This window comes from Streptomyces sp. NPDC040610, assembly GCF_055594065.1.
Map to the genome: position 1 here is coordinate 381,394 of NZ_JBVIXA010000008.1, position 18,643 is coordinate 400,036.

Annotated in this window: 17 protein-coding genes; 5 read left to right on the top strand and 12 right to left on the bottom strand. The window is 72.1% G+C overall.

The genetic code is table 11. The features are described 5' to 3' along the window. Positions 1 to 2 precede the first annotated feature (2 nt). The 9 genes from kdpA to ACZ6AA_RS27450 form a co-directional block, all read right to left on the bottom strand. Entirely contained in the window at positions 3 to 1,652 is a 1,650-nt protein-coding gene (gene kdpA, locus ACZ6AA_RS27410) for a potassium-transporting ATPase subunit KdpA (RefSeq protein ID WP_471460584.1), read from the bottom strand. Between the two features lie 2 nt (positions 1,653 to 1,654). Beyond that, complete coding sequence (locus tag ACZ6AA_RS27415) at positions 1,655 to 2,548, bottom strand: potassium-transporting ATPase subunit C (protein WP_471460585.1); 894 nt, start codon at positions 2,546 to 2,548, stop codon at positions 1,655 to 1,657. Between the two features lie 2 nt (positions 2,549 to 2,550). After that, positions 2,551 to 4,725, bottom strand: coding sequence for a potassium-transporting ATPase subunit KdpB (kdpB, locus tag ACZ6AA_RS27420; RefSeq protein WP_471460586.1), 2,175 nt, complete (start codon positions 4,723 to 4,725; stop codon positions 2,551 to 2,553). Then, a complete protein-coding gene (gene kdpF, locus ACZ6AA_RS27425) occupies positions 4,725 to 4,814 on the bottom strand; it encodes a K(+)-transporting ATPase subunit F (protein ID WP_468456486.1) in 90 nt (29 codons plus the stop codon). Before kdpF ends, kdpB begins: the two co-directional genes overlap by 1 nt. Before the next feature lie 91 nt (positions 4,815 to 4,905). After that, positions 4,906 to 6,273, bottom strand: coding sequence for a diaminopimelate decarboxylase (gene lysA / locus ACZ6AA_RS27430; RefSeq protein ID WP_471460589.1), 1,368 nt, complete (start codon positions 6,271 to 6,273; stop codon positions 4,906 to 4,908). A gap of 9 nt (positions 6,274 to 6,282) precedes the next feature. Continuing rightward, positions 6,283 to 6,750: an SAV_915 family protein gene (locus tag ACZ6AA_RS27435; RefSeq protein WP_471460592.1), complete on the bottom strand. Its 468-nt coding sequence runs from the start codon at positions 6,748 to 6,750 to the stop codon at positions 6,283 to 6,285. A gap of 186 nt (positions 6,751 to 6,936) precedes the next feature. Continuing rightward, entirely contained in the window at positions 6,937 to 7,500 is a 564-nt protein-coding gene (locus tag ACZ6AA_RS27440) for a universal stress protein (protein WP_468456492.1), read from the bottom strand. A gap of 148 nt (positions 7,501 to 7,648) precedes the next feature. After that, positions 7,649 to 8,728: a chitinase gene (locus ACZ6AA_RS27445; RefSeq protein WP_468482725.1), complete on the bottom strand. Its 1,080-nt coding sequence runs from the start codon at positions 8,726 to 8,728 to the stop codon at positions 7,649 to 7,651. 75 nt (positions 8,729 to 8,803) lie between these two features. After that, positions 8,804 to 9,727 carry an MBL fold metallo-hydrolase gene (locus ACZ6AA_RS27450; protein ID WP_471460599.1) on the bottom strand — a complete coding sequence of 308 codons (924 nt, stop codon included), beginning with the start codon at positions 9,725 to 9,727 and terminating at the stop codon, positions 8,804 to 8,806. Between the two features lie 139 nt (positions 9,728 to 9,866). On the opposite strand from ACZ6AA_RS27450, the gene ACZ6AA_RS27455 reads away from it, so the two are divergent. Genes ACZ6AA_RS27455 through ACZ6AA_RS27465 form a run of 3 tightly spaced genes read left to right on the top strand, consistent with a single transcriptional unit; the run spans position 9,867 to position 12,136 of the window. After that, positions 9,867 to 10,091 (top strand): hypothetical protein, encoded by a 225-nt coding sequence (locus tag ACZ6AA_RS27455; protein ID WP_468456498.1) that lies wholly within the window; start codon positions 9,867 to 9,869, stop codon positions 10,089 to 10,091. Next, entirely contained in the window at positions 10,078 to 11,523 is a 1,446-nt protein-coding gene (locus ACZ6AA_RS27460; protein ID WP_471460604.1) for an amidase, read from the top strand. Before ACZ6AA_RS27455 ends, ACZ6AA_RS27460 begins: the two co-directional genes overlap by 14 nt. 16 nt (positions 11,524 to 11,539) lie before the next feature. Then, complete coding sequence (locus ACZ6AA_RS27465; protein WP_468482728.1) at positions 11,540 to 12,136, top strand: TetR/AcrR family transcriptional regulator; 597 nt, start codon at positions 11,540 to 11,542, stop codon at positions 12,134 to 12,136. Positions 12,137 to 12,152: 16 nt separating this feature from the next. On the opposite strand, the gene ACZ6AA_RS27470 is transcribed toward ACZ6AA_RS27465, so the two are convergent. Together ACZ6AA_RS27470 and ACZ6AA_RS27475 are read right to left on the bottom strand one after the other, a co-directional pair. Next, positions 12,153 to 12,770, bottom strand: a complete 618-nt coding sequence (locus tag ACZ6AA_RS27470; RefSeq protein WP_471460609.1) for a hypothetical protein — start codon at positions 12,768 to 12,770, stop codon at positions 12,153 to 12,155. Positions 12,771 to 13,113: 343 nt separating this feature from the next. Then, the gene (locus ACZ6AA_RS27475) at positions 13,114 to 13,551 is read right to left on the bottom strand and encodes a universal stress protein (protein ID WP_468482730.1); all 438 of its coding nucleotides are present in this window, start codon (positions 13,549 to 13,551) and stop codon (positions 13,114 to 13,116) included. Positions 13,552 to 13,896: 345 nt separating this feature from the next. Between ACZ6AA_RS27475 and ACZ6AA_RS27480 the strand changes: the two genes are divergently transcribed. Next, positions 13,897 to 16,278, top strand: a complete 2,382-nt coding sequence (locus ACZ6AA_RS27480) for a phosphoketolase family protein (RefSeq protein WP_471460613.1) — start codon at positions 13,897 to 13,899, stop codon at positions 16,276 to 16,278. A 79-nt stretch (positions 16,279 to 16,357) separates the two neighbouring features. On the opposite strand, the gene ACZ6AA_RS27485 is transcribed toward ACZ6AA_RS27480, so the two are convergent. After that, on the bottom strand, positions 16,358 to 16,795 hold the full coding sequence (locus ACZ6AA_RS27485; RefSeq protein WP_471460614.1) for a spore-associated protein A: 438 nt from the start codon (positions 16,793 to 16,795) through the stop codon (positions 16,358 to 16,360). A 386-nt stretch (positions 16,796 to 17,181) separates the two neighbouring features. Here ACZ6AA_RS27485 and ACZ6AA_RS27490 point away from each other — a divergent pair, with 386 nt between their 5' ends. Beyond that, positions 17,182 to 18,297, top strand: coding sequence for a WD40/YVTN/BNR-like repeat-containing protein (locus ACZ6AA_RS27490; RefSeq protein WP_471460615.1), 1,116 nt, complete (start codon positions 17,182 to 17,184; stop codon positions 18,295 to 18,297). Positions 18,298 to 18,643: the final 346 nt, after the last annotated feature.

Here is an 18,643-nt window from a genome sequence, read left to right on the forward strand (position 1 = left end):
CGCTACATCAACCCGTCGGCCACCGCCCCCAGCGACAGCGCCGGCAGGAAGTTGAGCAGCGCCAGGACGAGGGACGCCGCCGTCGCCAGGACCACGAAGTTCGGGCCCTGGGCGCGCAGCGTGCCGACCGTGACCACGCCGGGCTGCTGCTTCGCCAGGCGCCCCGCGAGGGCGAGGACGCAGATCATGGGGAGGTAGCGGCCCGCCATCATCGCGCACACCATCAGGAGGTTGTGGAAGTCGGTGGCGCCGTTGAAGCCCGCCATCGAGCTGCCGTTGCTGTTGGTGTTGCTGGTGTACGCGTAGATCAGCTCGGTGAGCCCGTGCGCGCCCGGATTGCCCATGGAGGACTGGCCGTTGCCGGTGGCGAGCGCGATGCCCGTGCAGCCGAGGATCACCGTCGGCGGGATCAGGGCGTACACCACGACCCAGCGCATCTCGCCGAAGCCGATGCGCTTGCGCAGGTACTCGGGCGTGCGGCCCACCATCAGACCGCCGATGAAGACGGCCACCAGGACCACGACGACCAGGCCGTACAGACCGCTGCCCGTGCCGCCCGGCGCGATCTCGCCGAGCATCATCGCGGACAGCAGCACGCCGCCGCCGAGGCTGGAGAAGCTGTCGTAGGCGGAGTTCGCCGCGCCGTCCGCCGAGCCCGTGGCCGCCACACCGAACAGCGTGGAGCCGGGGACGCCGATGCGGGTCTCCGTGCCCTCGTGCGGGCCGCCGACCGCCTCGGTGACGGTGCCCGTGTGCGCGCTCTGGGCGATCGAACCCGCCGCGAGCAGCAGGCCGAAGAGGATCCCGACGACCGTCAGGAGCGTCCAGCTCTGCTTCAGACTGCCGATCATCCGCCCGAACATGCGGATGCAGGCCGTCGGGATGACGAGCATCAGCACGATCTCGAAGGCGTTGGTCCACGCCGTCGGGTTCTCGAAGGGGTGCGCGCTGGAGGCGTTGAAGACGCCGCCGCCGTCGCCGGAGAACAGCTTCACCGGCTCCCACGACGCGACCGGGCCGTCCAGCAGCGTCTGCTCGGCGCCCGCGACCGTGTCGACGGTGTGCCCGCCGCCCAGGCTCTGGATCACACCGCCCGCCATGAGGACGAGGCCGCCGACCACCGCGACGGGAACCAGGACACGGAAGACGACACGCAGCAGGTCGACCCAGAAGTTGCCGAGGTCGTCCGTCGAACGGCGCGTCAGACCGCGGATGAGGACGAGCGCCACACAGATGCCGACCGCCGCCGACGCGAAGGCCTGCACGCCGAGGCCCGCCATCACGGCGAGGTGCCCGGTCGTGGACTCACCCGCGTAGTTCTGCCAGCTGGTGTTGGTGGTGAAGGACACCGCCGTGTGCAGCGCGAGCCGCCACGGCATGCCCTCGTGCCCCGTCGACCAGGGCAGCTTGTCCTGGAGGGAGAACAGGGCGAACAACGCCGCGATGCTCATGAACGTGAAGGCGAGCAGCGCGGTCAGGTAGTTGCGCCAGTTCTGCTCCTTGTCGGGGGCGATGCCGCAGACGCGGTACACCGCCTTCTCCGCCCGCCCGTGCCCGCCCCCGTCGAGGACGCGGGCCATGTAGTCGCCGAGGGGCACGTGCAGGCCCACGACCACGGCGAGGACGAGCGATGCCTGGATCCAGGCCGCCATGGTCAGGCTCCCTGCTTCGAGGAGGAGGACGACTTCACGGGGTACGCGCGGTCGAGGGCGATGTTGAGCTTCACGACGTTCACGCCCGGCTCACCGAGCACCCCGAGCGAGCGCCCGGTCGTGTGCGCGGAGACGAGCGCGCGCACGGCGTCGGCATCGGCGCCCCGCTCCCGGGCCACGCGTGGCGCCTGGAGCCTCGCGTACGCGGGGCTGATGTGCGGGTCGAGGCCGCTGGCGCTCGCGGTGACCGCGTCCGCCGGGACCTTCGGGTCGGCGGGGGCGCCGCCGCGTACCGGAACCGTCAGGGCGCGGCCGTAGTCGGCGCCGGACGTGGCGCACTCGACGTCGACGCCCTTGTACGTGGCCCGGAACGGCTTGGCCGGGCAGGCCTGGTTGAGGCTGACGACCCGCGTGACGCGGCCGGTGGTGCCGTCCTCGCGGAAGACGCCGAGGACCGCGCCGACCCCGTCGGGCGTGCAGAACGGCCGGGCGCCGTCCACGCCCTCCAGTTCGCCGACGGCCTTGCTGCGCCCGCACACGAGCGTCAGCAGGCTCGGCTTGCCCTCGGCGTCCACGACGGACTCGGGACCCTGGTTCCCGGCGCCGGACGCGGCGCCGTCGTAGCCCGTACCGGCGTGGGAGGGACGGGACTGGAAGTACCGCGTGAGGGGCTTGCCCTCGGCGTCGGTGAAGGACTGGCCGATCAGGGAGCTGCCCACGTCCTCGCCGTCGGCGCCGGTGACCTCGGAGCCCTCGGCCCTGCCCTTGAGGCCCGGCACCTGGGCGGCGGCCGTCAGGACCAGCGGGTAGGCGAGGCCCACCAGCAGGGTCAGGACCAGCACGACGCGCACGGCGACGGTGTTCTGGGCGAGCCAGGGCGGCAGGTGCTCGTTCATGGTCAGACCCCTGGGACGAACTGGACGAGGGCGAAGTCGATGAGCTTGATGGCCAGGAAGGGCGCGATGACGCCACCGAGGCCGTAGATCCACAGATTGCGGGTGAGCAGGGTCGACGCGGAGGAGGGCCGGTAGCGGACACCGCGCAGCGCGAGCGGGATGAGCGCCACGATGACCAGCGCGTTGAACACGACCGCGGACAGGATCGCGGACAGCGGCGAGTGCAGGTCCATGACGTCGAGGCGGCCGAGCCCCGGATACACCGCGGCGAACATCGCGGGCAGGATCGCGAAGTACTTCGCGATGTCGTTGGCGATCGAGAATGTCGTCAACGCGCCCCGGGTGATGAGGAGTTGTTTGCCGATCTCGACGATCTCGATGATCTTCGTGGGGTCGGAGTCGAGGTCGACCATGTTGCCGGCCTCCTTGGCGGCCGAGGTACCGGTGTTCATGGCCACGCCGACGTCCGCCTGCGCGAGGGCCGGGGCGTCGTTCGTGCCGTCGCCCGTCATCGCGATGAGCTTGCCGCCCTCCTGCTCCTTCTTGATCAGGGCGAGCTTGTCCTCCGGCGTCGCCTCCGCGAGGAAGTCGTCGACCCCTGCCTCGTCGGCGATGGCCTTGGCGGTCACCGGGTTGTCACCCGTGATCATCACCGTGCGGATGCCCATGGTGCGCAGCTCGTCGAAGCGTTCGCGCAGCCCCGGCTTGACGACGTCCTTCAGGTGCAGCACGCCGAGCACCGAGGCGGTCCCACCGGCCGTCACCTCGGCCACCGCGAGCGGCGTGCCGCCGGACGCGGACACCTGGTCCACCGTCGCGTCGAGCGCGTCCGGGACCGCGCCGCCCTGCTCGCGCACCCACGCCGCCACCGCCGACGCCGCGCCCTTGCGCAGCCGCCGCCCCGACGGCAGGTCGATGCCGGACATCCGCGTGGTGGCGGAGAACGGCACCCACTCGGCGCCCGCCACGTCCCGGGTCTCCTCGACCACCGCGTGGTACTCGGTGTTGGCGAACTCCACGACGGAGCGGCCCTCGGGCGTCTCGTCGGCGAGGCTGGACAGCAGCGCCGCCGCCGCGAGCCGGTCCGCGGGGACCGACCCCACCGGCAGGAAGGCGCCGGCGCGGCGGTTGCCGTAGGTGATGGTGCCGGTCTTGTCGAGCAGCAGCGTGTTCACGTCGCCCGCGGCCTCGACGGCGCGGCCGGACATGGCGAGCACGTTGCGCTGCACCAGGCGGTCCATGCCCGCGATGCCGATGGCGGACAGGAGCGCGCCGATCGTCGTCGGGATCAGACAGACGAGGAGCGACACGAGCACGATGCCGGTGACGCCGTCCGCGGTGAGCGCCGCGGTGTCGTTCGACGCTCCCATGGCCTCCTTGGAGAAGATCGCCATCGGCTGGAGCGTCACGACCGCGACCAGGAAGACGAACGTCAGGATCACCAGAAGCAGGTTCAGGGCGAGCTCGTTGGGGGTCTTCTGCCGGCCCGCGCCCTCGACCAGGGAGATCATCCGGTCCAGGAAGCTCTGCCCGGGCTCCTGGGTGACACGCACCACCAGCCGGTCGGAGAGCACCCGGGTGCCGCCCGTGACCGCGCTGCGGTCGCCGCCGGACTCACGGATCACCGGCGCGGACTCACCCGTGATCGCGGACTCGTCGACGCTCGCCGCCCCCTCGATGACATCGCCGTCACCGGGGATCAGCTCGCCCGCGGGCACGGCCACGATGTCGCCGCGCCTGAGCTCCCCGGCGCCGACCTCCTCCTCGACACAGCCGCCGGGCGCGGCGCCGGGCTCCCAGCCCACGAGACGGCGCGCCGTGGTCTGCTGCCGGGTCCGGCGCAGCGAGTCGGCCTGCGCCTTGCCGCGGCTCTCCGCCACCGCCTCGGCGAGGTTGGCGAAGACGACCGTCAGCCACAGCCAGCCGGTGATCAGCCAGCCGAAGCCCGAGGGGTCGACGATCGCGATGCCCGTGGTGAGCGCGGCGCCGACCTCGGTCACGAACATGACCGGGTTGCGCAGCAGCGCCACCGGATCGAGCTTCCGCAGCGCCTGCGGGAGCGCCCGCCACAGCTGCGTCGGGTCGAGCATGCCGGCGCCGATCCGGCGCGGTCGCCCGGGCTCCTCGGGTGGCACGGACGCCGCGGGCGCGGGCCGTACCCGTACGGGGGCTGTCATCAGAAACGCTCCGGCTCGATGAGGGCCGACACGAGGTGGGCGAGCAGCGCGACGGCCACGATGAGGCCGACGACGTTCTCCACGGACATCGCGAGAGACCTTGTCTGGTGCGTACAGAGGGGGCCCTCCGCCGGACCGGTCCGGCGGAGGGCGAGACGTGCGGGGGCGCGGGGCGGCGGGCTAGAGGCCGACGTCCCTGCGGCTCATGTCGTCGAGGGACTCCCGGCGCACCAGCGTGCGCGCGATCCCGTTCGCCGCGGCGACCACCGGGGGGCGGCCGACGAGGTTGTAGCCGGACGCCATCGAGAGGTGGTACGCCCCGGCCGCGGGCACGGCGATCAGATCACCGGGCCGTACGTCACCGGGCAGCGGCACGTCGTCCGCGAGGACGTCCCCGGCCTCGCAGTGCCTGCCGACCACCGTGACGAGGTCGGGCGGCGCCACCGAGTTCCGGCCGATCAGACGGGGCGAGTACCGCACCCCGTACAGCGCGGGCCGGGGGTTGTCGCTCATGCCGCCGTCGACGGCCACGAAGGTGTGCGAGCCCGTGCGCTTCACCGAGAGCACCCGGTAGACGACGACTCCGGCGGGGCCCACGACCGCGCGCCCCGGCTCCAGCGTGAGCCGGGGCACGGTCAGGTCGGCGCGGTGGCAGCCCTCCTCCAGCTCGGCGCGCACCCGGCCCGCGAGCACCGACACCTTGAGGGTGTCCTCGCCGGGGCGGTAGGCGATGCCGTGCCCGCCGCCGATGTTCAGCTGGGGGAGCTGGATGCCGTGCTGGTCGCGGATGCGGGCGAGCAGACCGGTCATGCGGCGCACCGCGGCGAGGTAGGGCTTGACGGTGGTGATCTGCGAGCCGATGTGGCAGTGCAGGCCGACGAGTTCGAGTCGGTGCTGGGCCAGGACGCGGGCGACGGCGTGCTGCGCGGAGCCGTCGGTGATCGACAGGCCGAACTTCTGGTCCTCGGTGCCGGTCTGCACCTTGGAGTGCCCGCCCGCGGCGATGCCCGGCACCACCCGCACCATGACCCGCTGGCGGGAGCCCGCGGGCACGATCGCGGCCAGGCGCGCGATCTCCGACGTGCTGTCGACCACGATCCGGCCGACGCCGAGGCGCACGGCGGTCTCCAGGTCCTCCGGGCTCTTGGCGTTGCCGTGCATCACGATCTTCTCGGGCGGGAACCCGGTCGCGGCGGCGAGCGCCAGCTCACCGGCCGAGCACACGTCGAGCCCCAGGCCCTCCTCCTGCACCCAGCGCACCATGGCGCGGCACAGGAACGCCTTGGCGGCGTACACGATGTCGGCCTCGGGGAACGCGGTCTTGTAGCTGCGGCAGCGCTCGCGGACCTCCGTCTCGTCGAGGACGTAGACGGGGGTGCCGAAGCGGTCGGCGGCCTCCGTCAGCGAGACCCCGCCGACGAGGACGTCGGCGTCGGCGGCGGGAGTCGCCGAGCGGGGCCACACGGAGAGGCCGTCGCGGTCGGCTGCGGCTACGGCGGTGGACGCGTCCGGCCCGAGGGCCCGGGCGGAAGTCACGGAAACAGTCATGACGCCTCCTCAGCCGTTCAGCGGGTTCAGGGCGGGCGCGGTGCCCGGCACGGACGGCACGGACTGCACGGACTGCACGGAAGCGGTGGGGCCGCTCTGCCGTGCGGCGGTCCGCGGCCGGGCGGCACCCGCGTGCCGCGGGGTCCAGCCGCACCGCGGGTCCCGGGCGGTGCCGCCCACGGCCGCGGGGGCGGAGAGCTGGGGGTCGACGGTGACCGTGGTGACGCCCAGCGGCGCGGCGAGGGCGCGCAGCGCGGGCTCGGCGAGCCGGATCCAGGGCTGCCCCGCGCCGAGGGTGGCGGTGAGCTGTGCCGCGGAGGTGAAGCCGACGGCCGTGCGGTCACCCAGGGGGGTGCGGAAGAAGCGGGCCGCGCAGCCCGTGGTGCCCGACCGGACCGGTACGCAGAGAACGCGCCGGGATCCGGCCGGTTCGGGTTCGGAAGGCTCCGGGTCCTCGGCAGGGTCGAGTGGAGACATGGTGGTGCTCCTCGCAGGTGGTGATGTGCGCCGTCCGGCCGGGTGGCCGTTCGTGCTGCCGGTGACGCTATGCCCGCTGGTCCGGGGCCCGGCCACCGCGCTTACGGGTGCTTGACGCCGAGGGGCGCCGCCGTAACGCGATGCTGACGGCGGACCCGCCCACGCAGAGCCCGCGCGGCCCCGGAGCTAGGCCCGCCCCTCCGTCAGGTCGCTCGCGAGCAGCGTCCGACGGCGGCCGAGACGACGGTGCAGGGCGGCCAGCTCGCTCTGCAGCGGCGACGGCGGCACGGCGAGGACCGGGCAGCAGGCGTGCGCGACGCAGTACCGCACCACGTTCGGGAACAGCACATGCCGCACCCCGCCGCGCCGCCCCGCGCCGATGACCAGCACGTCCCCGGGCCGGTCGGCACTCTCCACCAGGGCGGGCCCGGGCGTGCCGCGCACGACGAACCCCTCCCAGGGGACGCCGGGCCCGTCGGCACCGAAGGCGTCGTCGACGGCGCCGAGCAGCCGCTCCGCCGCCGCGCGCCGCAGCGCGTCCTCCGGCGGCGGGAACGCGGCCTTCCGGTGCGCCGACTCACCGCCGGGCGGTACCCAGGCGAGCACGGCCACGAGCACCGCGCCGGTGCGCCGTGCCTCGTCGGCGCCCCGGTGCAGCGCGGTGAGACTGCCCAGCGAGCCGCTCACGCCGACGACGACCCGCCGCTCTCCCGGCCGCTGCCCCCGCACCCGTTCCCCGGCCTCACCCATCGCTGACCACCTCGCACCCGGCCGCGCGGCCTTCCCCGCGGCATTCGAGCCACCAGGACACGCCCCGGCACGCCCGCGCACGGCCGTCGTTGGCGCGGGCCTGACGCGGGAGGGGGCAGTCATGACGCGCCCTTGACGCGCAGCCGGGTCAGCGCCCTTGCAGCGCCTTCACGTTGTCCCCGAAGGTCCACCCCTTCGACCCGTCCCAGTTGATCGACCAGGTCATGAGGCCCTTGAGGGCGCCGTTGTAGTTCCGCCAGGCCTGGCTCACCAGGCCGGGCGACATGTGGCCGCCGCCCGCGCCCGGCTGGGCGGGCAGTCCCGGCACCTGCTTGTCGTAGGGGACCTTGATGGTCGTGCCCTGGATGACCAGGCCCTTGTTGAGGCAGTCCGTCTGGGCGACGAAGCCCTGGACGGTGCCCGCGGAGTAGGAGTCACCGGCGCAGCCGTACATGCTGCCGTTGTAGTACTGCATGTTGAGCCACCACAGGCGGCCGTTGTCCGCGTACTTCTTGACGATCGGCAGGTACGCGCCCCAGATCGACCCGTACACCACGCTGCCGCCGGTGACGTAGGCGGTCTCGGGGGCCATCGTCAGGCCGAACTCGGGCGGCATCTTGGCGAGGACGCCGTCGATGATGCGGATGAGGTTGGACTGGGACGGCGACAGCTGGTTGATGTTGCCGCTGCCGACGAGACCCGTCTCGATGTCGATGTCGATCCCGTCGAAGTTGTACTTCTTCAGGATCGGCACGATCGTCTCGACGAAGCGGTCCGCGACCTTGCTGGAGCTGAGGTCGATCCCGGCCGCCGCGCCGCCGATGGACATCAGTATCGTGGCGCCGTTGGCCTTGGCCTGGCACATCTCGGCGGGCGTCGCCACCTTCACGGTGGAGTCCATGCCGTCCTCCCACAGCACGGTGCCGTCGGAACGGATCACCGGGAAGGCGGCGTTGATGACGTTGTAGCCGTGGGCGCCGATGCGGGAGTCGGTGATCGGGGTCCAGCCGAACGGCGGGTGCACGCCGTTCGAGGCGCCGTCCCAGTTCTCCCAGTACCCCTGGAGCACCTTGCCCGCGGGTTTCGACTTCACCGCACAGGTGTCCGCTTGCGGAGCTCTGGGTGTGCTGGGCGCGCCGGGCGCGTCCGGCGCCGCCGCGGCCGGCAGCTGCGCCGCGAAGGCCAGCGCGATGGCCGCTCCCAACAGACGTACCGACCGACCGATCATGGCGTGCTCCCTCGGGGAGGCCTTGCTGCGGATGGGACGTGATGCGGCAGACGGTAAGTAGGTATAGACCTTTCGTCAATAGGTCTGGGCCAATGCGGAGTTGAAGCGGAACGCCGAGTTCGGAAGGGGCGTGCCGTCCTGGGTGGCGACCCGCCCCGCCGTCGGCGCGGCGAAGTGGCTGCCGAGCAGCAGGGTGTCGGTGTCCGCCACCGAGGCGAGCAGCGCGCGCCGGGTGCGCTCGGCGAGGGCGGGGTCGATGTCCACGCAGGAGCCGATGTCGGGCCGGGCCAGCTGGACGGGGTGGTGGACGGCGTCGCCGGTGATCAGAGCGGTCCGGTCGTCGCCGCGCAGTTCGACGGCGACCTGGCCGGGGGTGTGCCCGGGGGCGGGCAGGAGGCGCAGGCCCGGCGCGACCTCGACCGGCCCCGCCGAGACGTCGATCAGGTCGAGCAGGCCCGCGTCCCGGACGGGGTGGACGGAGTCGCGGAACATCTGGCGCCGGGGTGCCTCCATGTCTGCCGCCGCCCAGTGGTCCCACTCCGTACGGGTCGTGAGATGGCGGGCGTTGGGGAAGGTTGGTACCCAACTGCCTTCGTCCAGGCGGGTGTTCCAGCCGACGTGGTCGGCGTGCAGATGGGTGAGGACGACCAGGTCGACGGAGTCGGGCGCGAATCCTGCGCGGGTCAGGCGGTCCAGGTAGTCGGTGTCGAGGTCGTGCCAGGCCGGGTTGGCGCGCTCCTTGCCGTTGCCGATGCCCGTGTCGACGAGCACGCGGCGGCCGCCGAGGGTGAGCGCGAAGCTGTGGCTGCTGAGGCGGAGCGTGCCCGCGTCGTCGGCGAAGTCGGGGTGCAGCCAGGGTGTGCCGGTGACGACGTCCGGGGTGGCGTCGGGGAGCAGCCAGGGGCCCGTTTTGGGCGGGAGCGCCACTTCGTCGACGCGGTGGGCGACGATGCCGCCGAGGTTCCAGGTGGCGGGGGGCAGCGGGGGTGGCGGGGGCATGGAGGGCCTTTCGGGCGGGCGGCGAATCGCTAAAAGCAATCTCTTTGCGTTAAGTGACGTTAGGGGCTACGGTCCACTAACGCAAGTAGTTAGCTTTTGCGGCGCCCGGAAGGGCCCCGCCCCGTACCCGGAGGAACCCATGCCCCCCGAGGCCCCCGCGCCCGAAGACCTCACCCCCCAGGAAGCGGCCCAGTGGGCCCGCCGCGCCGGGCTCCCCCTGGACAGCGAGCGCCTGGACGCCGTGACCGCCACCGCCAACCACATCCAGGCCGTCGTCGCCACCCTGCGCGAACTGGACTTCGGCGATGTGCCGCCCGCCTCCGCCCACACCGTGGGGTCGGAGGTGCGCGATGCGGCCGTATGAGCTGACCCTCGCCGCGGCGGCGGCCGCGATCCACGCCAAGGAGCTGTCGCCCGTCGAGCTCACCGACTCCGTGCTGGAGCGCGCCGAAGCCGTCGAGGACCGGCTGCACGCCTTCGTGACCGTGCGGCCCGACGAGGCGCGCGCCGCGGCCGCGGAGGCCGCGCGCGAGATCGCAGCGGGCCGCACCCGGGGCCCGCTGCACGGCATCCCGATGGGACTCAAGGACCTCATCGACGTCAAGGGGCAGCCCACGACCGCCAGTTCGCACGTCCGCGCCGACCACGTAGCGGACGCGGACAGCGCCGTCGCCACCCGCCTCGCCGACGCGGGCGCGGTGCTGCTCGGCAAGACCCACACCCACGAGTTCGCCTACGGCCTGACGACCCCGCAGACGCGGAACGCCTGGGACGCCGAGCGGGTCGCGGGCGGCTCCAGCGGCGGCTCGGCCGTCGCCGTCGCGGCCGGTGGGGCGACCTTCGCACTCGGCACCGACACCGGCGGCTCCATCCGGGTCCCCGCCGCCCTCAACGGCGTCGTCGGACTCAAGCCGACATACGGCCTGCTGCCCCGGCGCGGCGTGACCTCGCTTTCCTGGTCCCTCGACCACGTCGGCCCCCTCACGCGCACCGCCGAGGACGCGGCCCTCGTCCTCGCCGCCCTGACCGGCGGCGACCTTCCCGGCCAGGGTCATCTCCCGCACCACGAAGGCGACTTGACAGGCCTGCGCGTCGGCGTCCCGCGGAACTACTACTTCGACCGGGTCGCCCCCGACGTGGAGTCCGCCGTACGGAACGCCATCGACCGGCTGCGCGACCTCGGGGCCGCACTCGTCGACGTGGAGATCCCCATGACCCGCTACGTCCAGGCGGTCCAGTGGGGCCTGATGGTGCCCGAAGCCACCTCGTACCACGAACGGACCCTCCGGGCGACGCCCGAGCTGTACGCCCCCGACGTACGCGTACTCCTCGAAGCGGGCGAACTGCTCCTCGCAGGCGACTACTTGCGCGCCCAGCGCGCCCGGACCCTGATGCGGCGCGCCTGGGCACGGATGCTGGACGCCGTCGACGTCGTCGTCGCCCCCACCGTGCCGCTGACCGCCGCGCCCACGGGGCAGCACTCGGTGCAGTGGGCCGACGGGAGCGTGGAGAGCGTGTCCGACAGCTATGTGCGGCTGTCCGCGCCCGCCAACATCACCGGCCTGCCCGCCCTGACCGTGCCCGTCGGGCAGGACCGGGCCGGGCTGCCCATCGGCATGCAGGTCGTCGGGCGGCCGCTGGGGGAGCGGGCGGTGCTGCGCGTGGGGCGGGCGTACGAGGCGACGCGGGCGGACGCGGGACGCCTCGCCCCGGACGTGGCCGCCCCCGCGGCGTCGGGGCCGACGCCTCCGACGGCCCCCGGGAGCCCTGCCCCCACCGTAGAAGCTAGAACTTAGCGTTAAGGTGATCGGCATGAGCCCCAAGCCCATGGCCCGCCCCGGCGGCCGCAGTGCCCGCGTGCAGGCGTCCGTGCACGCCGCCGTGCGCGAGCTGGAGGCCGAGGAGGGCCGCGCGGCCCTGACCGTGCCGCTGGTCGCGGCCAGGGCCGGGGTCACCCCGTCGACGATCTACCGCCGCTGGGGCGACCTCCAGGAACTCCTGTCGGACGTCGCCGTGGAGCGGCTGCGCCCCGACACGGAACCGGCGGACCACGGCGCCCTGCGCGCCGACCTGACGGCCTGGGCGGAGCAGTTCCTCGACGAGATGTCCTCCACCGCGGGCCGCGCCTACATCCGCGACGCGCTCCTCGGCGACCCGGACGGCGGCAACGCGGGCCAGTGCTCCGCCTACGCCGCCGCCCAGGTCGACCTCGTCCTCGACCGGGCCCGCGAGCGCGGCGAGAACGGTGCGGGCGGCGAAGGCGGTGAGGCCGGTGCGCCCGCACGCGAGGCCGTCATGGACCACGTCGTCGCGCCGATCATGTACCGCATCCTGTTCCGCCCGGAGGGCCTGTCCGCGGTGTACGCCCGTGAGCTGGTGGAGCGGGCGCTGGACGGGCTGCCGGACTGAACCCGGCGTTCTTTGCTCAGCAGGGGAGAGTGGACTTGCCGGCCGCGCCGGTAGCACCGGTGGTGCCGTCCGCGGTGAACGTGGCGGCGGTGCCGTTGCCGCCGGGCTCACCGGGGCACACCGGGCTGGCGGCGCCGCCTACGCCGCCAGTGCCGCCCAAGTGGCCGCCGCCGACCGTGGAAGCGCCGCCGTTGCCGCCCTTGCCGCCGACGATGCCGGTACCGGCATCGCCTACGCCGCCCACACCGCCTTTGCCGCCGGTGCCACCGAGGGTGGCTGCGCCGCCGTAGCCGCCGTTGCCGCCATTGCCGTTGGCCCCGCCCGCGCCGCCCGCGCCCCCGGCGCCGCCGGTGCTCGCACTGCCGTCGCCGGTGCCGCCGGTGCCTCCGTCGCCTTGGGCGCCGGCCGCACCACCGGTACCGCCGAGACCGCCGATGCCTCCGTTGGTCCCGACGCCATTGGCGCCGTTCCCGCCGGGTAGACCAAGGACGCTGAGGCTGCTGTGGGACCGGGCGCTGCCTGACTCGGCCCGGGCCGTCGCAGAAGCGAGAGTGGGAGTGAAGGCCAGGCCGGCCACAGCGATCGCGGCGATCAGGACCGTCCGGGGAATGGCGGTGGTGCGCGTGAAGCGCATGACGTACGCCCTTCTGTTTGTGCAGCCAGAGAGATTCTCCGACTGACAAAGCCTCAACTTAGCGAGAAGGGGCGCCCGCCACACCCCACAGAGTGATCAAATGTCTTTAAATAGGCGGATTGGCAAAACTATGGCCGTAAGTTCCTTTTTTGGCGTCGAACTGCGCCGAGAGTGAGTGTGCAGGATTCCCGCGTGCCGAAGGGTCCGTTTCAGGACGGCCCGTGCCCCCGTCGCGGCGTGACTTGCCTCGACGGGTCGCAGACGTACGTTCCCGACCACGCGGCCGGTCTCTGACTGCACTCCGGCCGACCAGCCCGCTAACCCCGCACGGCCGTTGCCCGGATCAGACCTCGCGGACGACGACCACCGGGCAGGTCGCGAGATGTACGCAGTGCTGGCTCACCGAACCGAGCAGGGCCTGGGTGAAGGCGCCGTGGCCCCGGTTGCCCACCACGAGCAGGTCGGCCCCGTGCGCCGCGGTGATCAGTGCCTCCGCCGCGTTGCCGTCCGCAACGGTCTTGCGGATCTCGACGCCCGGCTCGTCCGTTCTGATCTGTGCCACCGCTTCCGCGAGGGTCTTGCCGAAGGTGCTCTCGAAGTCGTCGGGCAGCGGCAGTACAGGCCATCCGGCGGTCGTCGGGTAGTCCCAGGCAATCAGCGCCTCGACGACGCTGTCCGTCAGCCGGGCCTGTCGCACCGCCCATCGCAACGCCGCTCGGGACGGGGGCGAACCGTCGACTCCGACCACGATCCTTCGCTGTTCACCGTCTTGGGTGACCATGTCGAACCTTCCAGGAGTGACCGGCCGGAGCCCAGGACGGCGGAGGCCGCTCTGAGCGGAAGGAGCGCGACATCCGATGTCGGCGTGCCGCCGGGGGCCCGGGCCGCGCGACGCACGTTAGTCCTCCGTGACGTACCTGGACAGCTTTCAAGTGGGCTACTGGATCGGGATGTTGGAGCTGTCGGCCGCGTGCGCGCAGGGCTAGGCTGCCCGGTGAGGCCCCGGTCCCCGGCAGCGCGACGTATCAGTTCGGCCCCCGAGAGGGAGCGCAGGCGTACCGGTCGCGGGCTGCCCCACACCGGGACGCGTCGGCTGCGCTCGCTCCACCCCTGGAGGTTCCAGCAGATGACCGGCATCCGCGCGGAAGCAGCAAACCACCTCGACGACGCGGAGCTGCGGGCTCTGGACGCGCACTGGAGGGCGGCGAACTACCTGGCCGCCGGACAGATCTACCTGATGGCCAACCCGCTCCTTGCCGAGCCGCTGCGGCCGGAGCACATCAAGCCGCGGCTGCTCGGGCACTGGGGCACCTCACCTGGGCTGAACCTCGTACACACCCACCTCAATCGCCTCGTCAAGGCCCATGACCAGGAGGCGATCTGCGTCTGGGGGCCGGGACACGGGGGCCCCGCCGTGCTCGCCAACTCCTGGCTGGAGGGCACGTACTCCCAGACCTACCCGGACGTCACCCGCGACGCGGAGGGGATGGCGCGGCTGTTTCGCCAGTTCTCCTTCCCGGGCGGGGTGCCCAGCCATGTCGCCCCCGAGACTCCCGGTTCGATCCACGAGGGCGGCGAACTGGGCTACGCGCTCTCGCACGCCTACGGCGCCGCCCTGGACAACCCCGGCCTCCTCGTCGCCTGCGTCATCGGCGACGGAGAGGCGGAGACCGGACCCTTGGCCGCCTCCTGGCACTCCAACAAGTTCCTCGACCCGGTGCACGACGGCGCGGTCCTGCCGATCCTGCACCTCAACGGCTACAAGATCGCCAACCCGGCCGTGTTCGCCCGGCTGCCGGAGTACGAACTGGACGACTTCATCCGAGGTCTGGGCCACGACCCCCTCCATGTCTCCGGCGACGACCCTCTCCAGGTGCACGCCGCGATGGCGCACGCGATGGACACGGCGCTGGCACGCATCGCCGCCATCCAGCGCGGCGCCCGCGAGGAGGGCGTCACCGACCGCATGCGCTGGCCGATGATCGTGCTGCGTACGCCCAAGGGCTGGACCGGCCCCGCCGAGGTCGACGGGCTGCCCGTCGAAGGCACCTGGCGCGCCCACCAGGTCCCGCTGGCCGGAGTCCGCGACTGCCCCGAACACCTGGCCCAACTGGAGGGCTGGTTAAGGTCCTACCGGCCCGCCGAGCTGTTCGACGAGCACGGCCGGCCGCGCGAACAGGTCCTGGCCTGTGTGCCCGAGGGGGCGCGCAGACTCGGCGCCTCCCCGCACGCCAACGGCGGCGTGCTGCTGCGCGACCTGCCGATCCCGCCGCTGGATCGGTACGCCGTCCAGGTCGACAAGCCCGGCGCGACCCTGCACGAGCCGACGCGCGTCCTGGGCGACCTGCTCAAGACGGTCATGGACCACACATCCGCGCGCCGTGACTTCCGCCTCGTCGGACCCGACGAGACCGCCTCCAACCGTCTCCAGGCCGTCTACGGCGCCACCGGAAAGGCCTGGCAGGCAGGGACCCGGGACAGCGACGAGAACCTCGACCGGCACGGCCGCGTCATGGAGATCCTGTCCGAACACACCTGTCAGGGCTGGCTGGAGGGCTACCTCCTCACCGGCAGGCACGGCATGTTCTCCTGCTACGAAGCGTTCGTGCACATCGTCGACTCCATGGTCAACCAGCACATCAAGTGGCTGCGCACCTCCCGCCGTCTGCCCTGGCGCCGCCCCATCGCGTCCCTGAACTACCTGCTCACCTCGCACGTGTGGCGCCAGGACAGCAACGGCTTCTCCCACCAGGACCCCGGCTTCATCGACCACGTCCTCAACAAGTCTCCCGAGGTCGTACGGGTCTACCTGCCCCCGGACGCCAACACCCTCCTCGCGGTGGCCGACCACGTGCTGCGCTCCCGCGACTACGTCAACGTGGTCGTGGCCGGCAAACAGCCCTGCTTCGACTGGCTCACCCTGGAGGAGGCCCGCGGCCACTGCGCGCGAGGCGCCGGGATCTGGGACTGGGCGGGCAGCGAGAACGGCGGCGCACCCGAAGCGGTGCTCGCCTGCGCGGGGGACGTCCCGACCCAGGAGGTCCTGGCCGCCGCCCAGTTGCTCCGCCACCACCTGCCCGACCTGCGCCTGCGCGTCGTGAACGTCGTGGACCTGGCCCGCCTCCTCCCGGCGGAGGAGCACCCGCACGGCATGGCCGACGCCGAGTACGACGCCCTGTTCACCGCCGACCGCCCCGTCGTCTTCGCCTACCACGGCTACCCGTGGCTCATCCACCGCCTCGCCTACCGCCGGGCCGGCCACGCACATCTGCATGTGCGCGGCTACAAGGAGGAAGGCACCACGACCACGCCCTTCGACATGGTCGTACGCAACGACCTCGACCGCTACCGTCTCGTCATGGACGTCATCGACCGCGTACCCGGCCTGGCGGTGCGCGCGGCCACCGTCCGGCAGCGGATGGCGGACACCCGCCTGCGCCACCACCACTGGATCCGTGAGTACGGCACCGACCTGCCCGAAGTCGCGGATTGGACGTGGACCGGCTGAGCACCGCGGCCGACCGACGCGGAGGGCCTCCAGGAGGAACCTCCCGCGGTACCTGTCGGACCAGTCCGGCCGGTACGTCTCACCGCTTGATCCGGCCGCAGTTGGTGCCGCTCCTGTCGGCTGACTCACCGGCGATCACGCCACCCCAGGAGACGCAGGCGCCTCTGGCATCGATATGGACCGGGCCCGCGTACGACCGGTAGTAGCCGTCGTCATCGGCGTAGTCCCTGGTGTCGTCCCGAAGGACCCAGGCGTACATGTGGACGGCGGGACCCGGCCTGCTGCGAATGGTCACGGCACAGTTCTTCCCGGTCGCGGAGTTGTAGGTCAGGTAGGACGTCCCCGCCTTCCCGATGTCGATGTGGTTCACGACCTTGTAGCCGGTGCCGCACGCCTTGTTGTACGCGGCCGCGGCCTTGGCCGGCGCCGCTGCCGCTCCGGTGGCCGTGACCATGACGCCCCCTGCTGCCAGTGCCACCGCGGCTCCCACCATGCGGAGGTATCCCCTGCGTTCCATGATTGCTCCCTGAGGTTGTTTTCCCATACGCGACCTGATGCACCATCACTTTTTGTCGAAGGCTCACCCGATGGCGCTCTTGCCTGTAAGGACAGGGTCGAAGTCCGTGCCAGTTGCAACCCCGCCCTCCGCATCCCCGGCGCCGGAGCAGTCCGACACCAGGGTGCACAGCGGCCCCCGTCGCATGCCGAACGGTGGGTCGGGCGCCGCCTTCCGTCGGAGCCGGGCCCGCCGATCGGCGTACACCTCCCGTCCGTGGTTGCGGGACCCGGGTGCGGAAGAGGCCCTGGACGCTGAGGTGCCCCGACTCGCCGTTCGGAAATGGCCTGTTACGGGGATAGCCGTCTCCGCAGTGGCGAACCAGTCTTCTTGGAATGCGACTTGGTGTGCGTGGGACCGCGGCCCGGATACTCGTGGTGCTCGGACTCGCGGTTGCCCTGATTGCTCCTGGGGCGACCGCCGAGTCGGTGTCGGCGGCTCGACAGGCCGAGGTGCCGTCCTGGCGCTTCACGCCGACCGCCACAAGCAACACGCTGATCACGGTCGACGTGGTGGACCGGGACGTGGTGTGGGCCGTCGGTGGCGGATTCCGGGGTGCCACCAACGACGGGGCCGTGGTGCGGACGGTGGACGGCGGACGCTCCTGGCGGAACGTCACCCCGCCGGGTGGGGTGGCCGACAAGTTCCGCGACGTCGAGGCGTTCGACCGTGACCGCGCCCTCGTCCTCACGCTTCCCAGGGGTGACGAACCTTCGCGGATCTATCGCACGGCGGACGGCGGGGCCACCTGGCAGCTGGTGTTCCGCAACTCGGTGCCGAACGCCTTCTACGACTGCATGGCGTTCTTCGACGACCGCCACGGTCTCGCGGTCAGTGACCCCGTCGGCGGCAAGTTCCCCATCCTGGAGACCGAGGACGGCGGCTCGACGTGGCGCCAGGCACCGGCCGACGGAATGCCCGCCGCGACACCCGACGACGGAGCCCTGGCGACCGGCACGTGCATGGTCGCGCACGACCGGCGCCACGCCTGGTTCGGCACGACCGGCACCCGCGGCGGAACCGGCCACAACCCGCAGGTGTTCCGCACCGGTGACGGCGGCAGGACATGGAGTGCCGCCGACACCCCGATCCCCGGCGAGACGGCGAGCATCGCCTCGCTGTCCTTCCGGGACCCCCGCCACGGCCTGGCCGTCGGCGGCGATTTCGATCCGGACAACGGGATCGATTCGGGTGCGGCTGCTTCCACTTCCGACGCCGGTGCGTCCTGGTCGCTCGGCGGCGCGCCCGGTGGGTTCCGCAACAGCGTGGCCTGGGTTCCCGGCAGTGGGCACACCGCTGTCGCGGTCGGCCCCAACGGCAGCGATGTGAGCACCGACAGCGGCAAGTCCTGGACGCTGTTCGACCGCACCCGCCTGCTGGGCATCAACTGCCGGCCCGGAGCGGGGTGCTGGGCCGTGGGGGAGCGTGGCACGGCGGCTCGGCTCGTCATCCAGCACCCTTGACGGACTGTTGTGGGCCTGACAGGGCCTGACAAGGCCTGACAGATGACGGACTGTTGGGAGTCCGGTGGGCATCGTGCAAGCGCCATGGCCACCCGGTCCGGACCCCTCGGGGGAGCCGCACTCGACCGGACGTACTGTCGATTCCGGATGAATCCCGTTGGTGTCCGGGCAAACATCGCGCAGGCGCGATCATCGTATCGAGTTAATGTCGACGACTTCCTTGGGCCGCGGGGCGAGGCGGCGATTAGTGTTCCTCGGGATCTGGACTGATTCCATCTTATTTGCCCCTCTTTCGCTCCTGTTGACCAGTGACGCCCGTATGCGCACGTCACTGCCCTGACCAAGG